This is a genomic window from Streptomyces filipinensis (assembly GCF_014649495.1).
Classification (GTDB): Bacteria; Actinomycetota; Actinomycetes; order Streptomycetales; family Streptomycetaceae; genus Streptomyces; species Streptomyces filipinensis.
This window is the reverse complement of the sequence record NZ_BMTD01000018.1, coordinates 78,333-95,916: the sequence shown is the minus strand read 5'-3', so window position 1 is coordinate 95,916 and position 17,584 is coordinate 78,333. Positions and strand designations below refer to the sequence as shown.

The window sequence follows — 17,584 nt, the reverse complement described above, 5'->3', positions numbered from 1 at the left end:
CGTCAACCTTGTACGCCCTGTGGGTGAACGGTCAGCGATCCAGGGCCGCTTCACCCGAACGTGGATATGCCGTACTTCCCTTCGAATCACCGGGCACGGGCGTTCCCCTACTGGACGATCCGGCCGTTCAGCACCACCCGGCGCGGCGCCGCGAGCACCCGTACGTCCGCCCGCGGGTCGCCCGCGTACACCACCAGGTCGGCCGGCGCGCCCTCCTCCAGTCCGGGGCGGCCGAGCCAGGCGCGGGCGCCCCAGCTGGTCGCGGACAGCGCCTCGACCGGCGGTATGCCCGCGGTGACCAGCTCGGCGACCTCCTCCGCGACCAGGCCGTGGGCCAGCGAGCCGCCCGCGTCCGTGCCGACGTACACCGGGATCCCGGCGTCGTAGGCGCCGCGCACGGTGTCGTACCGCCGCTCGTGCAGCCGCCGCATGTGGGCGGACCAGCGGGGGAACCGGGTGTCGCCGCCGGCCGCGAGCCGCGGGAAGGTGGCGATGTTGACGAGGGTCGGGACGATCGCGACACCGCGCTCGGCGAACAGCGGGATCAGGTCCTCGGTCAGGCCGGTCGCGTGCTCGATGCAGTCGATGCCCGCCTCGACCAGGTCGCGCAGGGAGCTCTCGGCGAAGCAGTGGGCGGTGACGCGGGCACCGAGCCGGTGCGCCTCGGCGATGGCCGCCCGGGCCGCCTCGCGCGGCCAGCAGGGGGCGAGGTCGCCGAGGTCGCGGTCGATCCAGTCGCCGACCAGCTTGACCCAGCCGTCGCCGCGCCGGGCCTCCTGGGCGACGTACGCGACGAGGTCGTCGGGCTCGATCTCCCAGGCGTAGTTGCGGATGTAGCGGCGGGTGCGGGCGATGTGCCGGCCGGCCCGGATGATCTTCGGCAGGTCCTCGCGGTCGTCGATCCAGCGGGTGTCGGAGGGCGAGCCGGCGTCCCGGATCAGCAGGGTGCCCGTCTCGCGGTCGGTGAGCGCCTGCTTCTCGGCGGTGTCCGCGTCGACCGGGCCTTCGGCGCCGAGGCCGACATGGCAGTGCGCGTCGACCAGGCCGGGCAGCGCCCAGCCCTCGACGGTCCGCACGTCACGGGCGCCGGCGGGGCGGTCGTACGACACTCTGCCGCCGACCACCCACAGCTCGTCGCGGACGTCCTCGGGGCCCACGAGGACCCGCCCCTTCACGTGCAGCACGGCGCCATCGCTCATGCACGCACCCTAACGACCTAGGGCTGGCCCCTCCCCACCTGGTCGGAGGTCTCCTCCTCGACCTGGGCCATCGCCGGGTCGAGGAGCCGGGAGAGGAAGTGGCGGGTGCGCTCGTGCTGCGGGTCGCCGATGACCTGGTCGGGGCTGCCGTCCTCGACGATCAGGCCGCCGTCCATGAAGACGACCCGGTCGGCGACCTCGCGGGCGAAGGTCATCTCGTGGGTGACGACCATCATCGTCATGCCCTCGGTGGCGAGCATGCGCATGACGGCGAGGACATCACCGACCAGCTCGGGGTCGAGTGCCGAGGTCGGCTCGTCGAAGAGCATGACCTCCGGGCCCATCGCCAGCGCCCGGGCGATGGCCACGCGCTGCTGCTGGCCGCCGGAGAGGGAGGACGGGTAGGCGTCCGCCTTCTCGGCCAGGCCCACCCGGGCGAGGTTCTCGGCGGCGATCCGCGCGGCGGTCTCCTTGTCCCGCTTCAGAACCCTGCGCTGCGGCAGCGTGAGGTTCTCGGTGACGCTCAGGTGCGGGAAGAGGTTGAACTGCTGGAAGACCATGCCGATCCGGCGGCGTACGGCGTCGATGTCGACGTCCGGGTCGGTGAGCTCGGTGCCGCCGACGAAGACCTGGCCCCAGGTCGGCTCCTCCAGCAGGTTCACACAGCGCAGCAGCGTGGACTTGCCGGAGCCGGAGGGGCCGATGACGCAGACGACCTCGCCCTGGCCGATCTCCAGGTCGATGCCGCGCAGGACGTGGTTGTCGCCGAAGGACTTGTGCAGGTCCTGGACGCGGATCTCGGGGCGGGTCACCGGATCTCCCTCTGGGCCTTGGACTCCATACGGCGCACGACGAGGCTGAGCGGGATCGTGATCAGCAGGTAGCACAGGCCCGCCACCAGGATCGGTGTGGAGTTGGCGGTCGTGCTGGCCAGGTCGTTGCCGAACTTGGACAGTTCGCGCTGCTCCAGGGTGACACCGAGGAACAGCACCAGCGAGGAGTCCTTGAAGAGCAGGACGAGTTCGTTGGTCAGCGGCGGCAGGATGATCCGGAAGGCCTGCGGCAGGATGATGGAGACCATGGCCCGCGCGGGCGAGAAGCCGAGCGAACGGGCCGCCTCCATCTGCCCCCTGGGGACGGCCTGGATGCCCGCGCGGATGGTCTCGGCCATGTAGGCGGCGGAGACCAGTCCGAGCGCGACGGCGACCTTTCCGTAGATGCCGCCCGGGTACTGGACGCTCGGGAAGGCCAGGGGCACACCGGTGCCGACGAAGATGAAGATCAGCAGTGCGGGCAGGCCGCGGAAGATCTCGATGTAGACACCGGCGAGCCAGCGGTACGGCCCCACGGAGGACAGGCGCATCAGGGCGATGACCATGCCGAGGACCAGGCCCACGACGAACCCGGAGAGCGTGTACAGCACGGTGTTCTTCAGGGCCACCGTGATGATGGCCGGGAACAGCCGCTGGGCGATCCCGGGCTGCGCGAACTGGTTCTGCAGCCGGCCCCAGTCCGCGGTGACCGCGAACGCGATCACCGCGGCGACGAAGAGGGCGTACTGCGCCCCGCGGGAGAGCCGGCGCTTCTGACGGAGCGTCAGTCCGGATTTCCTGGGCTGGATACGTGTGTCCGTGTCGGCCATGGGGTCAGGAGCCGGACGGGGCCGGGGAGGCGACGGAGGCGTTGTACGGGCCGATCCACTTCTCGTAGATCTTCTTGTACGTGCCGTCGGCCTTGGCGTCCTTCAGGGCCTTGTTGACGGCGTCGAGCAGGGCCTTGTTGCCCTTCTTGACCGTGAAGCCGTACTGCTCGCCCGTCTTGAGGTTGTCGACGACCTTGAAGGCGTCCGCGTTGGCCTTGTCCTTCAGCCAGCCCTGGACCACCGGGTAGTCGATGACGACGGCCTGGACCTGGCCGGTGCGCAGGCCGTTGAGGACCGCGTCGGAGGAGGCGAAGGAGACCGGGTCGAAGCCCTTGCTCCGGGCGTAGTCCTCGCCGGTGGTCTGCGCCTGGGCACCGAGCTTCTTGCCCTTCGCCTTCACGTCCGCGAGGGAGGTGATGCCGGCGCTCTTGTTCACGAGCACGGCCTGGGTGGCCTCGAAGTACGGGTCGGAGAAGTCGACGTTCTTCTTGCGCTCGGCGGTGATCGTCATGCCGGCGGCGGCCAGGTCGCACTGGCCGGAGTTCAGGAAGGCGCCGGTCTTGAAGTTCTCGAACGGGGTGTCGAGGATCTGCTGCTTGACGCCGAGGTTCTTGGCGACGAGGTCGATGAGGGAGACGTCGAAGCCCTGCACCGTGCCGTTGATCTCCGACTGGAACGGCGGGTACGGCAGGTGGGTGCAGGTGGTCAGCTGACCGGCCTTGACGACGTGGACCCCCTTGACGGTGGCACCGCCGTTCCCCCCGCCGGACGACGAGGAGCAGCCGGCCACGACGAGGACCAGCCCGGCGGTCGCGGTGGTGGCAGCCAGGAGGCGGGTCCGGCGACCGAGGAGCGTTTTCATGGGGGATCTCCCTGTGGGGGAACTGAGGGTTCCGATTATAAGGAAGAGTTTGAGTCTCTCAAATCAAACCGATGGTTTCTCGGCCGCTGGACCTAAGATCAAGGGAGTCCCGACGTCCGCGAACGAAGAGAGCACCACCGTGAGCCACCCCTTCCTCGATCTGCCCCCGCTGAGTGCCGAGCGCTTCGCCGCCATCGAGGACGCGGTCGCCCGGCTGCTGGACACCCGGCAGGACGTGCTGATCACGCAGGGTGAGGCACTGCTGCCGCTGGAGGGCGCGATCCGCGCGGCGGCCGGCCCGGGCACGGTGGCGCTGAACGTGATCACCGGGCCGTACGGGCAGACGTTCGGGAACTGGCTCCGCGACTGCGGCGCGACGGTGTACGACCTCTCCGTCCCCTTCCACACGGCCGTCACCGCCGAGCAGGTCCGGGAGGCGTTCGCCGCACACCCGGAGATCGACTTCGTCTCGCTGGTGCACGCGGAGGCGGCGACCGGCAACACCAACCCGGTCGCGGAGATCGGCGAGGTGGTGCGCGAGCAGGGGGCGCTGTTCTACCTGGACGCGGTCGCCTCCGTGGGCGCGGAGCCGGTGCTGCCGGACGCGTGGGGCGTGGACCTGTGTGTGATCGGCGCGCAGAAGGCGATGGGCGGCCCGGCGGGCGTGTCGGCGATCTCGGTGAGCGAGCGGGCCTGGGCGCGAATGGCGGCGAACCCGAACGCGCCGCGCCGCTCCTATCTGTCCCTGCTGGACTGGAAGGAGCGCTGGACCGACGCCGGCCGCACGGTGCTGCCGCACGCCCCGGCCCAGCTGGAGATGCTGGCGCTTCAGGCGTGCCTGGAGCGGATCGAGTCCGCGGGGCTGGACGCGGTGATGGCCCGGCACCGCGGCGCCGCGCTGGCCACGCGGGCCGGTGCGGTCCGCCTGGGCGGGGGCCTTGAGCCGTATGTGCACGAGGAGAAGGACGCGGCGCCGGTGGCCACGACGCTCCGGGTGCCCTCGGACGTGGTGGCGTCGGAGGTGGTGGCCCGGGCGCTGGCGAGTGACCCCGGGCTGCCGCTGGCCGCGGGGGGAGGCGCGTTGGCCAAGGAGATGATCCGGGTCAACCACTACGGGGCGGACGCTTCCCCGGAGACCGTGGAGAGGTGCCTGGCGGCGCTCGGAGCGGCGCTCGCGGTGCGGGACTAGGCGCGGGACCGGACGCCGGGGGCTCCCGGCCCCCGAGGTCCCCGTTTCCCGCCCGGCCACCCGGCTGGGTGGCCGGAAAAGGGCCGTCGCCTCCCGCTCGCCGGCGCGGCTGTCCGTGGCCCGTGCCACCCTGCCCTCATGACGACGCCATCGACGCCCCGGAGCCCCGGCACACCCGAAGCACCCCTCACCCTCCCGGACGGGCGGCCCGTCCCCCCGATGACCGGGTCCGAGCGCGCCATGCTGGAGGGCTGGCTGGACTTCCACCGGGGCACGCTGGAGCTGAAGTGCCGGGGGCTGGACGACCGGCAGGTGCGGCTCGCGCCGGCGGAGCCGTCGTCGCTGACGCTGCTCGGGCTCGTCCAGCACCTCGCCGAGGTCGAACGGAACTGGTTCCAGCGGGTGCTGGGCGGGCTGGACGCGCCGCCGGTGTTCGAGGAGGCGACCGGGTACGCCCTCGATCCGCAGCGGGGGCTGCGGGACGCGCTGGCCGTGTGGCGGCGGGAGATCGCGCGCGGCCGGGAGCTGCTCGCCGGACGGGCCCTGGAGGACACCGGCCGGATCGTCGACGAGCCGATGGCCGGTGTCGAGGTGAGCGTGCGCTGGGTGCTGATCCACCTCATCGAGGAGTACGCCCGGCACAACGGACACGCCGACATTCTGCGTGAACGAATCGACGGCACCACCGGGGCCTGAATTCAATTTAGCTTCACAATTCCCGCCTATTCTCCGGGTGACAGCTTCCCGTCTTCTTCTGCCCGCTTTTTGCAAGGCTAAACAGCGAAGTTTCCTGGCGGTTTTCTGGCGGTTTACGCACTGTGACACACTCCACAGCGCGATACTTTTGTCCTGATTTGACGTGGGTCAATTCGGGCATTTCACCGATGCCCCTGTGCGGCACAGCGAAGGCGGCCGTGCATTTCCTAATTCGCCTCGCTAAATTCGTGCCGCATGACTGCCGCACCCGCAGACCTACTCATCGACCGACCGGCGATGACCGACGGAGCCGCGCTCTGGCGTCTCGCCAAGGACTCGAAAACCCTCGACCTGAACTCCTCGTACAGCTATCTGCTGTGGTGCCGGGACTTCGCCGGCACCTCGGCGGTGGCGCGTGGTACGGACGGGGAGCCGGTCGGTTTCGTCACCGGCTACGTACGGCCGGAGCACCCCCGCACCCTGCTCGTCTGGCAGGTCGCCGTCGACTCCGCGTACCGGGGCCACGGCATCGCCGCCCGGCTGCTGGACGGGCTGACCGCACGGCTCGCCACCGAGCGCGGCATCACCGGCGTGGAGACGACCATCACCCCGGGCAACACCGCGTCCGAACGGCTGTTCACCTCGTTCGCCGCCCGGCACGGCGCGCACCTGGAGCGTGAGGTGCTGTTCGCCGCCGAGCTGTTCCCGGACGGCCCGCACGACCCCGAAGTGCTCTACCGCATCGGCCCGCTGACCGACTTCACCGCCCACTGAGGAGCGATTCACCGTGACCATCACCCAGCCCGACCTCAGCGTCTTCGAGACCCTTGAGTCCGAGGTGCGCAGCTACTGCCGCGGCTGGCCCACCGTCTTCGACCGCGCGCAGGGCAGCCGGATGTACGACGAGGACGGTCATGCGTACCTCGACTTCTTCGCCGGTGCCGGGTCACTCAACTACGGCCACAACAATCCCGTACTCAAACGGGCGTTGATCGACTATCTGTCCCGGGACGGGGTGACCCACGGCCTGGACATGTCGACCACGGCCAAGCGGTCCTTCCTGCAGACCTTCCAGGATCTGGTGCTGCGCCCGCGGGACCTGCCGTACAAGGTGATGTTCCCGGGGCCGACGGGCACCAACGCCGTCGAGTCGGCGCTGAAGCTGGCCCGGAAGGTGAAGGGGCGCGAGGCGATCGTGTCGTTCACCAACGCCTTCCACGGGATGTCCCTGGGCTCGCTCGCCGTCACCGGAAACGCCTTCAAGCGGGCCGGCGCCGGAATCCCGCTGGTGCACGGCACGCCGATGCCGTTCGACAACTACTTCGACGGCACGGTCCCGGACTTCCTGTGGTTCGAACGGCTGCTGGAGGACCAGGGGTCCGGCCTCAACAAGCCCGCCGCCGTGATCGTGGAGACCGTGCAGGGCGAGGGCGGCATCAACGTCGCCCGGCCCGAATGGCTGCGCGCGCTCAAGGAGTTGTGCGAGCGGCAGGACATGCTGCTGATCGTCGACGACATCCAGATGGGCTGCGGCCGTACCGGCGCCTTCTTCTCCTTCGAGGAGGCGGGCATCACCCCGGACATCGTCACGGTCTCCAAGTCCATCAGCGGCTACGGGCTGCCGATGTCGCTGTGCCTGTTCAAGCCCGAGCTGGACGTCTGGGAGCCCGGCGAGCACAACGGCACCTTCCGTGGCAACAACCCCGCGTTCGTCACGGCGACGGCCGCGCTGGAGACGTACTGGACCGACGGCTCGGCCATGGAGAAGCAGACCCGCTCCCGTGGTGAGCAGGTCGAGCAGGCGCTGATCTCCATCACCGAGGAGAACCTCGCCGACGTCAGCGAGTACCGCGGGCGCGGCCTGGTGTGGGGCCTGGAGTTCCGCGAGAAGGAGCGGGCGTCGCGGGTCGCCCGGCGGGCCTTCGAGCTGGGGCTGCTGATCGAGACGTCCGGCCCGGAGGGCGAGGTCGTCAAGCTGCTGCCCGCGCTCACCGTCACCCCCGACGAGCTGGACGAGGGCCTGAGCGTCCTCGCCCGCGCCGTCCGGGAAACCGTCTGAACCGTATTGCCGACCAGGAGGAAGAGCACCACCGTGATCGTCCGATCGTTCAAGGACATCGAGAACACCGACCGGCACGTCAAGGCGAAGTCCGGCACCTGGGAGAGCAAGCGGATCGTCCTCGCCAAGGAGCGGGTCGGCTTCTCCCTGCACGAGACCATCCTGTACGCCGGGACCGAGACGTCGATGTGGTACGCCAACCACATCGAGGCCGTCGTCTGCACCCGGGGCGAGGCCGAACTCACCGACCACGAGGCCGGGAAGACGTACACGATCACGCCCGGCACCATGTACCTCCTCGACGGGCACGAGCGGCACACGCTGCGCGTCAAGGAGGACTTCCACTGCATCTGCGTGTTCAACCCGCCGGTGACCGGACGGGAGGACCACGACGAGAACGGCGTCTACCCGCTGCTCACCGAGCCCGAGGAGGTGTGAGAAACCATGACCACTGCCCCCGTGAAGGATCTCTACCCGACCCGCGGCACCACCGAGGTGACCGTGCCGCGCCAGGACCCGGTCATCTGGGGCTCTCCGGACACGCCGGGCCCGATCCCGGCGGCCGACCTGCACGCGTACGAGCGTGACGGCTTCCTCGCCGTCGACCAGCTGATCACCCCGGACGAGGTCGAGGTCTACCGGCGTGAGCTGGACCGGCTGGTCACCGACCCGGCGATCCGCGCCGACGAGCGCTCCGTCGTGGAGCCGAAGTCGAAGGAGATCCGCTCGGTCTTCGAGGTGCACCGGATCAGCGAGCTGTTCGCGAACCTGGTGCGCGATCCGCGGGTCGTCGGCCGCGCCCGGCAGATCCTCGGCTCGGACGTGTACGTCCACCAGTCCCGGATCAACGTCAAGCCCGGCTTCGGCGCGAGCGGCTTCTACTGGCACTCGGACTTCGAGACCTGGCACGCCGAGGACGGCCTGCCGAACATGCGCACCGTGTCCGTCTCGATCGCGCTGACCGAGAATCACGACACCAACGGCGGCCTGATGATCATGCCGGGCTCGCACCGGACGTTCCTGGGCTGCGCCGGGGCCACGCCCAAGGACAACTACAAGAAGTCCCTGCAGATGCAGGACGCGGGCACCCCGTCCGACGAGGCGCTGACCGCGCTGGCGAGCGAGCACGGCATCCGGCTGTTCACCGGCAGGGCCGGCTCGGCGACCTGGTTCGACTGCAACTGCATGCACGGCTCCGGCGACAACATCACGCCGTTCCCGCGCAGCAACGTCTTCATCGTGTTCAACAGCGTGGAGAACACCGCCGTGGAGCCCTTCGCGGCGCCGGTGCGCAGGCCTGAGTTCATCGGCGCGCGCGACTTCACCCCGGTGTCATGACCTGGCTGAAGTGACCCCCCGAGCACCGGGCCGGGGCCTCCTCGTGTGGGACGGGAGGCCCCGGCCCGGTCATGTCAGCCGGCGAGCACGTCCAGCAGCCGGTCCACGTCGGCCGGCGTGTTGTACAGGTGGAACGAGGCCCGCAGACTGCCCGCGCGGTCGGACACCTCGATACCGGCCCGGCTCAACTCCGGCTGGCGGGCGCCCAGTCCGGGGACGGAGACGATCGCCGAGGCGGGGGCGGGCAGCGGCTCGTGACCGAGCGACGCGAGCCCGGTGCGGAACCGCTCGGCCAGTGCGAGGTCGTGCGCCTGCACGGCGGCCACGCCCAGCTCCTCGATCAGGGCGAGCGAGTGGCGCACCCCGGCGTGGGTGAACAGCGCGGGGCTGACGTCGAACCGGCGCGCGGAGTGGGCGAGTTCGGTCACCGGGCCGTAGCAGCTGTTCCACGGCTCCTCGGCCGCGACCCAGCCCGCCAGCAGCGGGGACAGCCCGCCGAAGTCCTCGGGGACGACGAGGAAGGCCACCCCGTGCGGGCCGAGCAGCCACTTGAAGGTCGTCGTCACGGTGAAGTCGTCGGCGCCGGCCTCCATCGGGAGCCAGCCGGCCGCCTGCGAGTAGTCGACGTAGGTGCGCGCACCGTGCGCACGGGCGGCCTCGCGCAGGGCGGGCAGGTCGGCGATCCGGCCGTCGGCGGACTGGGCGGCGCTGACCGCGACCAGGGCGGTGTCGGGGCGGACCGACTCGGCGAGCCGCTCCAGCGGGACCGCCCGCATCTTGAGGTCGCCGCGCACATGGAACGGGTTCAGCACGGAGGTGAAGTCGTCCTCGGCGGTGAGCACTTCGGCGCCCGCGGGCAGTGCCGCGGCGATCAGTCCGCTCTGGGCGGCTACGGACGGACCGGACGCGACCCGGGTCGCCGGCACGCCGGCCAGCCGGGCGAACGTGGCGCGGGCGACCTCGACGTCGTCGAAGAGCGGATCCAGCGGTCGGCCCTCGGCCCGGATCGCCACCGCCTCGTGCAGTGCGGCGACCGTCCGGGCCGGGAGCAGGCCGCTGCTCGCGGTGTTCAGGTAGGTGTTCCTCGGGGTGAACTCGGCGCGGACGAGGCTGTCGAACGACTCCGTGGTCTCCATGGGTCCACTCTGCGGCCCGGTGAAGTCCCCGTCCATTGCGCATTTTTACGTGGATCCGCTTAGAAGCCCTTATAGGTCCGCCCTGACCTGCGGTTTCAGCCCTGCTGCGGTACCGCGCACCCGTCCGGACCGCAGGCCGCCCCGCCCTCCTGGTCCCCCTGCTCGACCAGCTTCAGCGGGGAACGCTCCCCCCAGGCCTGGGCCAGCGCCTGGGTGAAGACCTCGGCGGGCTGGGCGCCGGAGACGCCGTACGCGCGGTCCAGGACGAAGAACGGCACGCCGGTCGCGCCGAGCTGGGCGGCCTCCCGCTCGTCGGCGCGGACCTCGTCGGCGTAGGCCTGCGGGTCGCCGAGCACCCGGCGGACGGCCTCGGCGTCCAGTCCCGCCTCCACGGCCAGCTCCACCAGGCGTTCGTCACCCTCGGTGAAGACGGAGCGCTCCTCGGCGAAGTTCGCCCGGTACAGGATCTGGATCAGCGCGTCCTGCCGGCCCTGCTCCTTGGCGAAGTGCAGCAGCCGGTGCATGTCGAAGGTGTTGCCGTGGTCCCGGTCCCGGGTGCGGTAGTCCAGGCCCTCGGCGGCGGCCTGGGCGCCCAGGTTGTCCTCGCCGGCCTGGGCCTGTGCCTCGCTCATGCCGTACTTCCTGGTGAGCATGGTGATCACCGGCTGCACGTCGCCCTTGGCGCGGCCCGGGTCCAGCTCGAAGGAGCGGTGCACCACCTCGACGTCGTCACGGTGCGGGAAGGCTGCCAGCGCCTTCTCGAAGCGGGCCTTGCCCACGTAGCACCAGGGGCAGGCGATGTCGCTCCAGATCTCGACGCGCATGCTTCGACTCTCTCCAGGTCGTACGGATGCGGGGGCTCTCCCCGGCCAGTACGTGAACGTTCAAGCAGACCGTTTCATTCCCGCGGTGGCACGGCGAGGCGCAGGAAGAGGTGGTGGTCCCCCTCGGCGGGCGGGTTGTCGGGGTCCGGGACCCAGCCCTGGCGGGCGTAGAAGGCCTGGGCGCGGGCGTTGTCCACGTGCACGTCGAGGACGGCCGTGCGCCGGGCGTCGGCACGCCACTGCTCCACGCAGGCCGCGTGCAGGGCCGTGCCGATGCCCGCGCGCCAGTGGTCGGGGTCGACGTGGAACTGGAAGAGTTTGACCGCGTCGGCGGGTGCGCCGTCCGGGGTGCGGAAGGAGGCGATGCCGACGATCCGGCCGTGCTCGACGGCGCACAGCACATGGCCGTCGGGGCGCTCGATGGAGCCGCGCCAGGCCTCGGCCCAGTCCACGTCACCCTGCGGGAGCCCGTCCGGGTAGTACGTCGAGCGGGCCCGGACGTGCAGATCGGCGATGACTTCGGTTTCGGCGGGCAGGGCGGTGCGGATCACCAGGGCGCCGGTCATGCGTTCACTGATCATGCAACGGAGGACGTGACGGCACCGGGCCCGGTTCCCCCGCGGTCCGCGGGCCGCACGGGCGCGTGCCGGCTGAACTGGGCGCGGTAGGTGCTCGGGGTGAGGCCGGTGCGGCGGACCATGTGGGCGCGCAGCGAGTCGGCGGTGCCGAGGCCGCAGGCCGCGGCCACCTGGTCCATGGGCAGGGTGGTGGTCTCCAGCAGTTCCCTGGCCCGCTCGACGCGCTGGTGCAGCAGCCACTGCAGCGGGCTGACCCCGCTCTCCGCGTGGAAGCGCCGGGTGAGGGTGCGTACCGAGACGCCGGCGTGCCGTGCCAGGTCGGTGAGGGTGAGCGGCTTGTCGAGGTTGCGCATGGCCCAGCCGCGGGTGTCGGCGCAGACGGTGCCCCGTTCGGGCGGCAGCGGGGTGTGGGTGAACTGGGTCTGGCCGCCGGGGCGGACCGGGGCGACCAGGGCGAGGCGGGCGACCTCGTTGGCGACGGCGGCGCCGTAGTCGGTGCGGATGAGGTGCAGGCACAGGTCGATGCCGGCGGCGTAGCCGGAGGAGGTGAGGAACTGGCCGTCCTGGGCGTAGAGGACGTCGCCCTGGACCTCGACGCCGGGGTGCCGGCGGCGCAGTTCGTCGGCGTGCGCCCAGTAGGTGGTGGCCTTGCGGCCGTCGAGCAGACCGGCCTCGGCGAGCGAGAAGGCGCCGGTGCAGATGGAGGCGATGCGCACCCCCGCGTCGGCGGACTCGCGCAGCACCCGCAGCACGCGGGGATCCGGCGAGAACGGCTTGCCGGTGCCCGCCACGATCACCGTGTCCGCCTCCCGCAGCGCCTCCAGCCCGTGCGGGACGTGCAGGTCGAGGCCACCGGTGGTGGGCACCGGGCCGGGGTCGGGCGCGCAGATCACCACCTCGTATCCGGGCCGCCCGCCGACCTCGACCTTGTCGAACAGCAGCTCGGGGATGGCGAGGTTGAACATCGACACGGGCGGGGACGCGACGACCGCGACGCGCAGCATGGCCAGAACCTCCGGGTGCTTGGCATTCAGGCCACTACTGTAGGCCGCACGAGATCAGCAGCATGGAGGCATGCCGACAGACCAGCCCCGCACCGAACCTCAACTCGCCACATTGCCAGGCGAGTTGCCCAAAGGTCCCGCACCCGCCCGCACCCTCGCGGCCGCCATGCTCGGCTCCGCGCTCATCACCCTCGACGCCACCGTGGTGACCGTGGCCCTCCCGGCGATCGGTTCGTCCCTCGGCGGCGGGATGGCCGGGCTGCAGTGGGTGGTGGACGCCTACACCCTGGCCCTCGCCGCCCTGATGCTGTCCACGGGCGCCTTCTCCGACCGGGCCGGGGCGAGCCGGGCGTACGCCCTCGGCGTCACCGTCTTCACCCTCGCCTCGGCGGCCTGCGGGCTGGCACCGAACCTCCCGGCGCTGATCGGGGCACGGGCGGTGCAGGGCGTGGCGGCGGCCGCGGTGCTGCCCGCGTCGCTGGCGCTGGTACGACAGGCCTACGCCGATCGGGCACGGCGGGCCCGCGCGGTGGCCACCTGGGCGGTCGGCGGCTCGACGGCGCTGGCGCTCGGCCCGGTCGTGGGCGGGGCGCTGACCACGGCCTGGGGCTGGCGGGGGATCTTCTTCGTCAACCTGCCGCTCGGCGTCGCGGCTCTGGCCCTGCTGCTGCGCGCGCCCCGATCGGAGCGCAGGCCCGCCCCCCTGGACCTGCCGGGCCAGGTGATGGCCGTATTCGCCCTGACGGCACTGACGTTCGCGGTCATCGAGGGCGGTACGACGGGCCTCGTGGCCTTCGCCGTCGCGGTCGCCACCGTCGCCCTGTTCGTCCGGGTCGAGTCCCGCCAGGCGCATCCGGTGGTACCGCCCGGGCTGTTCCGCGACCGGGCGGTGCGGGTGGCGGTCGCCGCGGGCTCCGCGTGCAGCGTCGCGTTCTACGGGATGATCTTCCTCTTCTCGCTCTTCTTCCAGCAGGTGCAGGGGCGCTCCGCGCTCTGCGCCGGCCTGCTGTTCCTGCCGATGACCGGGCTGATCGCGGTGACGAACGTGGCCTCCGGAAAGCTCGCGGGACGCTACGGGCCCCGCCTGCCGCTGCTGCTGGGCCAGGCGCTCGCGGTACTGGGCCTGCTGGCGCTGTTCGCCGTCGACGCCCACACGCCCACGGTCGCGGTGGCCGTCCTCCTCGTCCCGACGGGCCTCGGGGTCGCGCTGGCCGTCCCGACCCTGACCGTCGTCATGCTGGACGCCGTGCCGGCCGAGCGGGCGGGCCTCGCGGCCGGTGTGCTCAACTCGGCACGGCAGGTGTCCGGCGGGCTGGGGATCGCGGTGTTCGGAGTGCTGACCTCCGGGGGGTTCGCCACCGGGCTGCGGCCGAGCCTGGCCGTGGCGGCGGCCCTGCTCGCCGTGACCTTCCTGCTCAGCTGCCGTCTCGCAGGTCGGCCGGCCAGGAAGTCCTGAAGGCGAGGTGGTCGTAGGTGACCACACACCCCTCCCCCATCGGCGACTGGGCCATGAAGCCGACCAGCGCGGCGCCCGTCTCCTTCTCGTCGCCCAGCGTGAACAGCCGGACGAAGGTCCACCGCTCGCCGTCCCGGGAGGCGTGGAAGGCGAAGGCCCGCCCGGTCCGGCTGATCCGCAGCCACACCGAACTCCCCTCCACCGTGAAGGAGTTGGCGTCGTCGGAGTGTCCCCGGGTGACCACCGTGCAGACGGTGGGCAGGTCCGGGGAGTACTCCAGGCACAGCTTGGCCCAGGCCCGCTCGCCGACGTGGACGTAGAGGACGCCCGCGTCGAAGGCGGCCCGGAACCCCACGGTGACCCGTGCGATCAACTGGAAGTCACCCTCGGGCGCGCCGAGCAGCCGGGGCGCGTCCGAGGCGGGGTCGAGCGCCTCACCGGTAGGCGTGACGAACCGGTCCTGCCGGGGCCCGGCCCATCCGGTCAGCACGCCGTCCTCGTGGGTCCAGTGCCCGTCGGGCCCGTAAGTGCGGAGCGGGAAAGGGAGTTCGGGGAGTTCCACGTCCATCACCCAAGTGTCGCAGGGCTGTGATCTACCGCTCCAGAACCCCGTTGAACCGCCGGGGAAGTCCCAGTGGATTCCCGTCGCGAAGTTCCTTCGGCAACAGAGCCGACGGCGCGTTCTGATAGGCCACCGGCCGCAGCCACCGCTCGATGGCCGTGCCGCCCACGGAGGTGGACGTGGAGGTCGTCGCGGGGTAGGGCCCTCCATGCTGCTGGGCCGGGGCCACGGCGACGCCGGTGGGCCACGCGTTCACCACCACGCGCCCCGCCAACGGGGTGAGCTCGGCCAGCAGTTCCGGGCCCCGCCCTTCCCCGGCCGCCTCCTGCGAGGACAGCTGGACCGTCGCCGTGAGATTCCCCGGCAACCGCGACAGCACAGCGGCGGCCTCCCCCTCGGAGGAATAGCGGGCCACCACGGTGACCGGCCCGAAGCACTCCTCCAGCAGCAGGTCGTACGCCCCCTCCTCGGCCAGCCGCCGCGCCGGCACCGTGAGGAACCCGGCGCTGACCGTGTGCTCGCCGCCCGCGCCCGGCGTGACCGGCGACTCCACACCCTCCAGGGCGGCCCGCTCGCGCACCCCGGCGACGAAGTTGTCCCGCATGCGGTGGTCGAGCAGCACCCCCGCGGCGGTGTCGCCGACGGCGTCGGTCAGGGCCTTCACCAGCTGGTCACCCCCGGCCCCGGACGGCACCAGCACCAGACCGGGCTTCACACAGAACTGCCCGACGCCGAGCGTCATGGACCCCGCCAGCCCGACGCCGATCGCCTCCCCGCGCTCGGCTGCGGCGGCCTCGGTCACCAGGACCGGGTTCAAGGACCCCAGCTCACCGTGGAAAGGAATCGGCACCGGACGCGCGGCCGCCGCGTCGAACAGGGCCCGTCCGCCCCGGACCGACCCGGTGAAGCCGGCCGCGGCGACCAGGGGGTGCCTGATCAGCTCGACGCCCGCCTCGAAGCCGTGCACGAGGCCGACGACGCCCTCGGGGACGCCGTGCTCGGCGGCGGCCCGGCGCAGCACCTTGGCGACCAGCTCGGACAGGGCCGGGTGGTCGGGGTGCGCCTTGACGACGACCGGGCAGCCCGCGGCCAGCGCGCTCGCGGTGTCGCCGCCCGCGACGGAGAAGGCGAAGGGGAAGTTGGAGGCGGAGTAGACGGCGACGACGCCGAGCGGGACCTTGTAGCGGCGCAGGTCCGGGATGGGCGGGGTGGCGGTGTCGTCCGGGTGGTTGATGACGACGTCGAGGAAGGCGCCCTCGTCGACGATGTCGGCGAAGGCCCGCAACTGGTAACTGGTGCGGGCGAGTTCGCCGGTCAGCCGGACCGGGCCGAGGGCCGTCTCGGCGTCGGCGGTCTCGATCAGGCCCTCGCCCGCCGCGTCCAGGCCCGCCGCGGCCGAACGCAGGAAGGCGGCGCGCACCGTGCGGTCGGCGAGGGCGCCGCGCGCGGCGTGGGCCGCCCTGACCGCCTCGTCCACCTCGTGGGCCGTGGCCTCCGCCGCAACCTGTTCACGCTGCTTCCCGGTGCGCGGGTCGACACTCCAGACTGGTGCTGCTGCCACCGCGGGTCCCTCCAGTAAGGCCGCAATATCCAAGGGCGTACCAGGGTCATCCATCAGCGGCGTTCGATATACTGAACACCGTCTCTGATGATGAATATGCTGCTCGGAGACTATTTCCCGGCGATTGAAGGGGTCAAGGGCGATGTCGGCTGGCGAGACAGGCGGGGCCCAGGTCAAGTCCGCGGTGCGGACCGTTGAATTGCTTGAGTACTTCGCCGGCCGGCCCGGCATGCACTCCCTCGCATCCGTCCAGGAGGCGGTCGGGTACCCCAAGTCCAGCCTGTACATGCTGCTGCGCACGCTCGTGGAGCTGGGCTGGGTGGAGACGGACGCGACGGGCACGCGGTACGGCATCGGGGTGCGGGCGCTGCTCGTCGGCACGTCGTACATCGACGGCGACGAGGTGGTGGCCGCCGCCCGGCCGACCCTGGACCGGCTGTCCGACGACACCACCGAGACCATCCACCTGGCCCGGCTCGACGGCACCAACGTCGTCTACCTGGCCACCCGCCAGTCCCAGCACTACCTGCGGCCCTTCACCCGCGTCGGGCGCCGGCTGCCCGCCCACTCCACCTCCCTCGGCAAGGCGATCCTCGCCACGTACACCGACGAGCAGGTGCGCAAGCTGCTGCCGGAGACCCTGCCCGCGCTCACCGAGCACACCCTCACCGACCGGGAGAAGCTCATCGAGGAGCTGCACCAGGTCCGTGAGCAGGGCTTCGCGGTCGACCGCGAGGAGAACACCCTGGGCCTGCGCTGCTTCGGCGTGGCGATCCCCTACCGCACCCCGGCCCGGGACGCGATCAGCTGCTCGGTGCCGGTGGCCCGGCTGACTCCCGCCCACGAGCAGATGATCAAGGACGCGCTGTTCGACGCGCGCGACCGGCTGACCCTGGCGACGCGCAGGCTCTGAACGTGACCGGTCGTGGGCCCGGCGCCCGGGCCGTCGTAGGCTCGGACCCCATGGAGATCGCGCTGCGGACCGTCGAGGACGGTGACCTGCCGGTGTTCTACCGGCACATGACCGACCCGGAGGCCGTCCGGATGGCCGCGTTCGGCCCGGAGGACCCGTACGACCGGGAGGCCTTCGCGGCCTACTGGCGACGGGTGCGCAACTGCTCCCACGTGCTGCGCACGGTCCTGGCCGACGGCGAGGTGGCCGGTAACGCGGCGGTCTACGGCGTGGCCGGCGAGCGTGAGGTGACGTACTGGATCGACCGTGCGTACTGGGGCCGGGGTGTGGCGACGGCCGCGCTGCGGCAGCTGCTCGCCCTGGTCGCCGAACGGCCGCTGTACGCGCGGGCGGCGGCCGACAACGCCGCGTCGCTGCGGGTGCTGGGCAAGTGCGGCTTCCGCGAGACGGCCCGGGCCCGCGGGTACGCGAACGGCCGGGGGCAGGAGATCGACGAGGTCGTGCTCATCCTGGAGGGCTGAAGCCCTCCCCCGTGCGGCGGAGACGGATCATCGGGCCGCAGGAG

19 protein-coding genes are annotated in these 17,584 nt (G+C 71.5%); 9 read left to right on the top strand and 10 right to left on the bottom strand.

Annotation, left to right across the window (positions count from 1 at the left end):
• Nucleotides 1-107: 107 nt before the first annotated feature.
• From IE244_RS32065 to IE244_RS32050, 4 genes are read right to left on the bottom strand one after another with little or no spacing between them, the layout of a single operon-like run.
• Nucleotides 108-1,199, bottom strand: a complete 1,092-nt coding sequence (locus IE244_RS32065; protein ID WP_031165907.1) for an amidohydrolase family protein — start codon at nt 1,197-1,199, stop codon at nt 108-110.
• 17 nt (nt 1,200-1,216) lie between these two features.
• The gene (locus IE244_RS32060) at nt 1,217-2,011 is read right to left on the bottom strand and encodes an amino acid ABC transporter ATP-binding protein (protein ID WP_191877089.1); all 795 of its coding nucleotides are present in this window, start codon (nt 2,009-2,011) and stop codon (nt 1,217-1,219) included.
• Nucleotides 2,008-2,841 carry an amino acid ABC transporter permease gene (locus IE244_RS32055; protein WP_191877088.1) on the bottom strand — a complete coding sequence of 278 codons (834 nt, stop codon included), beginning with the start codon at nt 2,839-2,841 and terminating at the stop codon, nt 2,008-2,010. Before IE244_RS32055 ends, IE244_RS32060 begins: the two co-directional genes overlap by 4 nt.
• 4 nt (nt 2,842-2,845) lie before the next feature.
• A complete protein-coding gene (locus IE244_RS32050; RefSeq protein ID WP_191877087.1) occupies nt 2,846-3,703 on the bottom strand; it encodes a transporter substrate-binding domain-containing protein in 858 nt (285 codons plus the stop codon).
• Between the two features lie 139 nt (nt 3,704-3,842).
• Between IE244_RS32050 and IE244_RS32045 the strand changes: the two genes are divergently transcribed.
• From IE244_RS32045 to thpD, 6 genes are all read left to right on the top strand, one after another.
• Nucleotides 3,843-4,892 (top strand): pyridoxal-phosphate-dependent aminotransferase family protein, encoded by a 1,050-nt coding sequence (locus tag IE244_RS32045; protein ID WP_191877086.1) that lies wholly within the window; start codon nt 3,843-3,845, stop codon nt 4,890-4,892.
• A gap of 138 nt (nt 4,893-5,030) precedes the next feature.
• Nucleotides 5,031-5,588, top strand: a complete 558-nt coding sequence (locus tag IE244_RS32040; RefSeq protein ID WP_191877085.1) for a DinB family protein — start codon at nt 5,031-5,033, stop codon at nt 5,586-5,588.
• A 255-nt stretch (nt 5,589-5,843) separates the two neighbouring features.
• Nucleotides 5,844-6,362, top strand: a complete 519-nt coding sequence (gene ectA, locus IE244_RS32035; RefSeq protein WP_191877084.1) for a diaminobutyrate acetyltransferase — start codon at nt 5,844-5,846, stop codon at nt 6,360-6,362.
• Between the two features lie 13 nt (nt 6,363-6,375).
• Complete coding sequence (gene ectB, locus IE244_RS32030; RefSeq protein ID WP_191877083.1) at nt 6,376-7,647, top strand: diaminobutyrate--2-oxoglutarate transaminase; 1,272 nt, start codon at nt 6,376-6,378, stop codon at nt 7,645-7,647.
• Between the two features lie 33 nt (nt 7,648-7,680).
• Entirely contained in the window at nt 7,681-8,085 is a 405-nt protein-coding gene (locus IE244_RS32025) for an ectoine synthase (RefSeq protein ID WP_191877082.1), read from the top strand.
• Nucleotides 8,086-8,091: 6 nt separating this feature from the next.
• On the top strand, nt 8,092-8,985 hold the full coding sequence (gene thpD, locus IE244_RS32020) for an ectoine hydroxylase (protein ID WP_191877081.1): 894 nt from the start codon (nt 8,092-8,094) through the stop codon (nt 8,983-8,985).
• A gap of 74 nt (nt 8,986-9,059) precedes the next feature.
• On the opposite strand, the gene IE244_RS32015 is transcribed toward thpD, so the two are convergent.
• From IE244_RS32015 to IE244_RS32000, 4 genes are all read right to left on the bottom strand, one after another.
• Nucleotides 9,060-10,121, bottom strand: a complete 1,062-nt coding sequence (locus tag IE244_RS32015; RefSeq protein WP_191877080.1) for an aminotransferase class V-fold PLP-dependent enzyme — start codon at nt 10,119-10,121, stop codon at nt 9,060-9,062.
• Between the two features lie 95 nt (nt 10,122-10,216).
• Nucleotides 10,217-10,945: a DsbA family oxidoreductase gene (locus tag IE244_RS32010; RefSeq protein ID WP_191877079.1), complete on the bottom strand. Its 729-nt coding sequence runs from the start codon at nt 10,943-10,945 to the stop codon at nt 10,217-10,219.
• 74 nt (nt 10,946-11,019) lie between these two features.
• Nucleotides 11,020-11,526 carry a GNAT family N-acetyltransferase gene (locus IE244_RS32005; RefSeq protein ID WP_191877078.1) on the bottom strand — a complete coding sequence of 169 codons (507 nt, stop codon included), beginning with the start codon at nt 11,524-11,526 and terminating at the stop codon, nt 11,020-11,022.
• Nucleotides 11,523-12,527: a GlxA family transcriptional regulator gene (locus IE244_RS32000; protein WP_191877077.1), complete on the bottom strand. Its 1,005-nt coding sequence runs from the start codon at nt 12,525-12,527 to the stop codon at nt 11,523-11,525. Before IE244_RS32000 ends, IE244_RS32005 begins: the two co-directional genes overlap by 4 nt.
• 70 nt (nt 12,528-12,597) lie before the next feature.
• On the opposite strand from IE244_RS32000, the gene IE244_RS31995 reads away from it, so the two are divergent.
• Nucleotides 12,598-13,983: an MFS transporter gene (locus IE244_RS31995; RefSeq protein WP_191877076.1), complete on the top strand. Its 1,386-nt coding sequence runs from the start codon at nt 12,598-12,600 to the stop codon at nt 13,981-13,983.
• Here IE244_RS31995 and IE244_RS31990 read toward each other — a convergent pair.
• Both IE244_RS31990 and IE244_RS31985 read right to left on the bottom strand, forming a co-directional pair.
• Nucleotides 13,943-14,551 carry a DUF1349 domain-containing protein gene (locus IE244_RS31990; protein WP_191877075.1) on the bottom strand — a complete coding sequence of 203 codons (609 nt, stop codon included), beginning with the start codon at nt 14,549-14,551 and terminating at the stop codon, nt 13,943-13,945. The genes IE244_RS31995 and IE244_RS31990 overlap by 41 nt on opposite strands.
• Before the next feature lie 25 nt (nt 14,552-14,576).
• Nucleotides 14,577-16,106 carry an aldehyde dehydrogenase (NADP(+)) gene (locus tag IE244_RS31985; protein WP_191877074.1) on the bottom strand — a complete coding sequence of 510 codons (1,530 nt, stop codon included), beginning with the start codon at nt 16,104-16,106 and terminating at the stop codon, nt 14,577-14,579.
• 142 nt (nt 16,107-16,248) lie between these two features.
• On the opposite strand from IE244_RS31985, the gene IE244_RS31980 reads away from it, so the two are divergent.
• Nucleotides 16,249-17,019: an IclR family transcriptional regulator gene (locus IE244_RS31980; RefSeq protein WP_191877073.1), complete on the top strand. Its 771-nt coding sequence runs from the start codon at nt 16,249-16,251 to the stop codon at nt 17,017-17,019.
• Between the two features lie 50 nt (nt 17,020-17,069).
• The gene (locus tag IE244_RS31975) at nt 17,070-17,540 is read left to right on the top strand and encodes a GNAT family N-acetyltransferase (protein ID WP_191877072.1); all 471 of its coding nucleotides are present in this window, start codon (nt 17,070-17,072) and stop codon (nt 17,538-17,540) included.
• Nucleotides 17,541-17,584 lie beyond the last annotated feature (44 nt).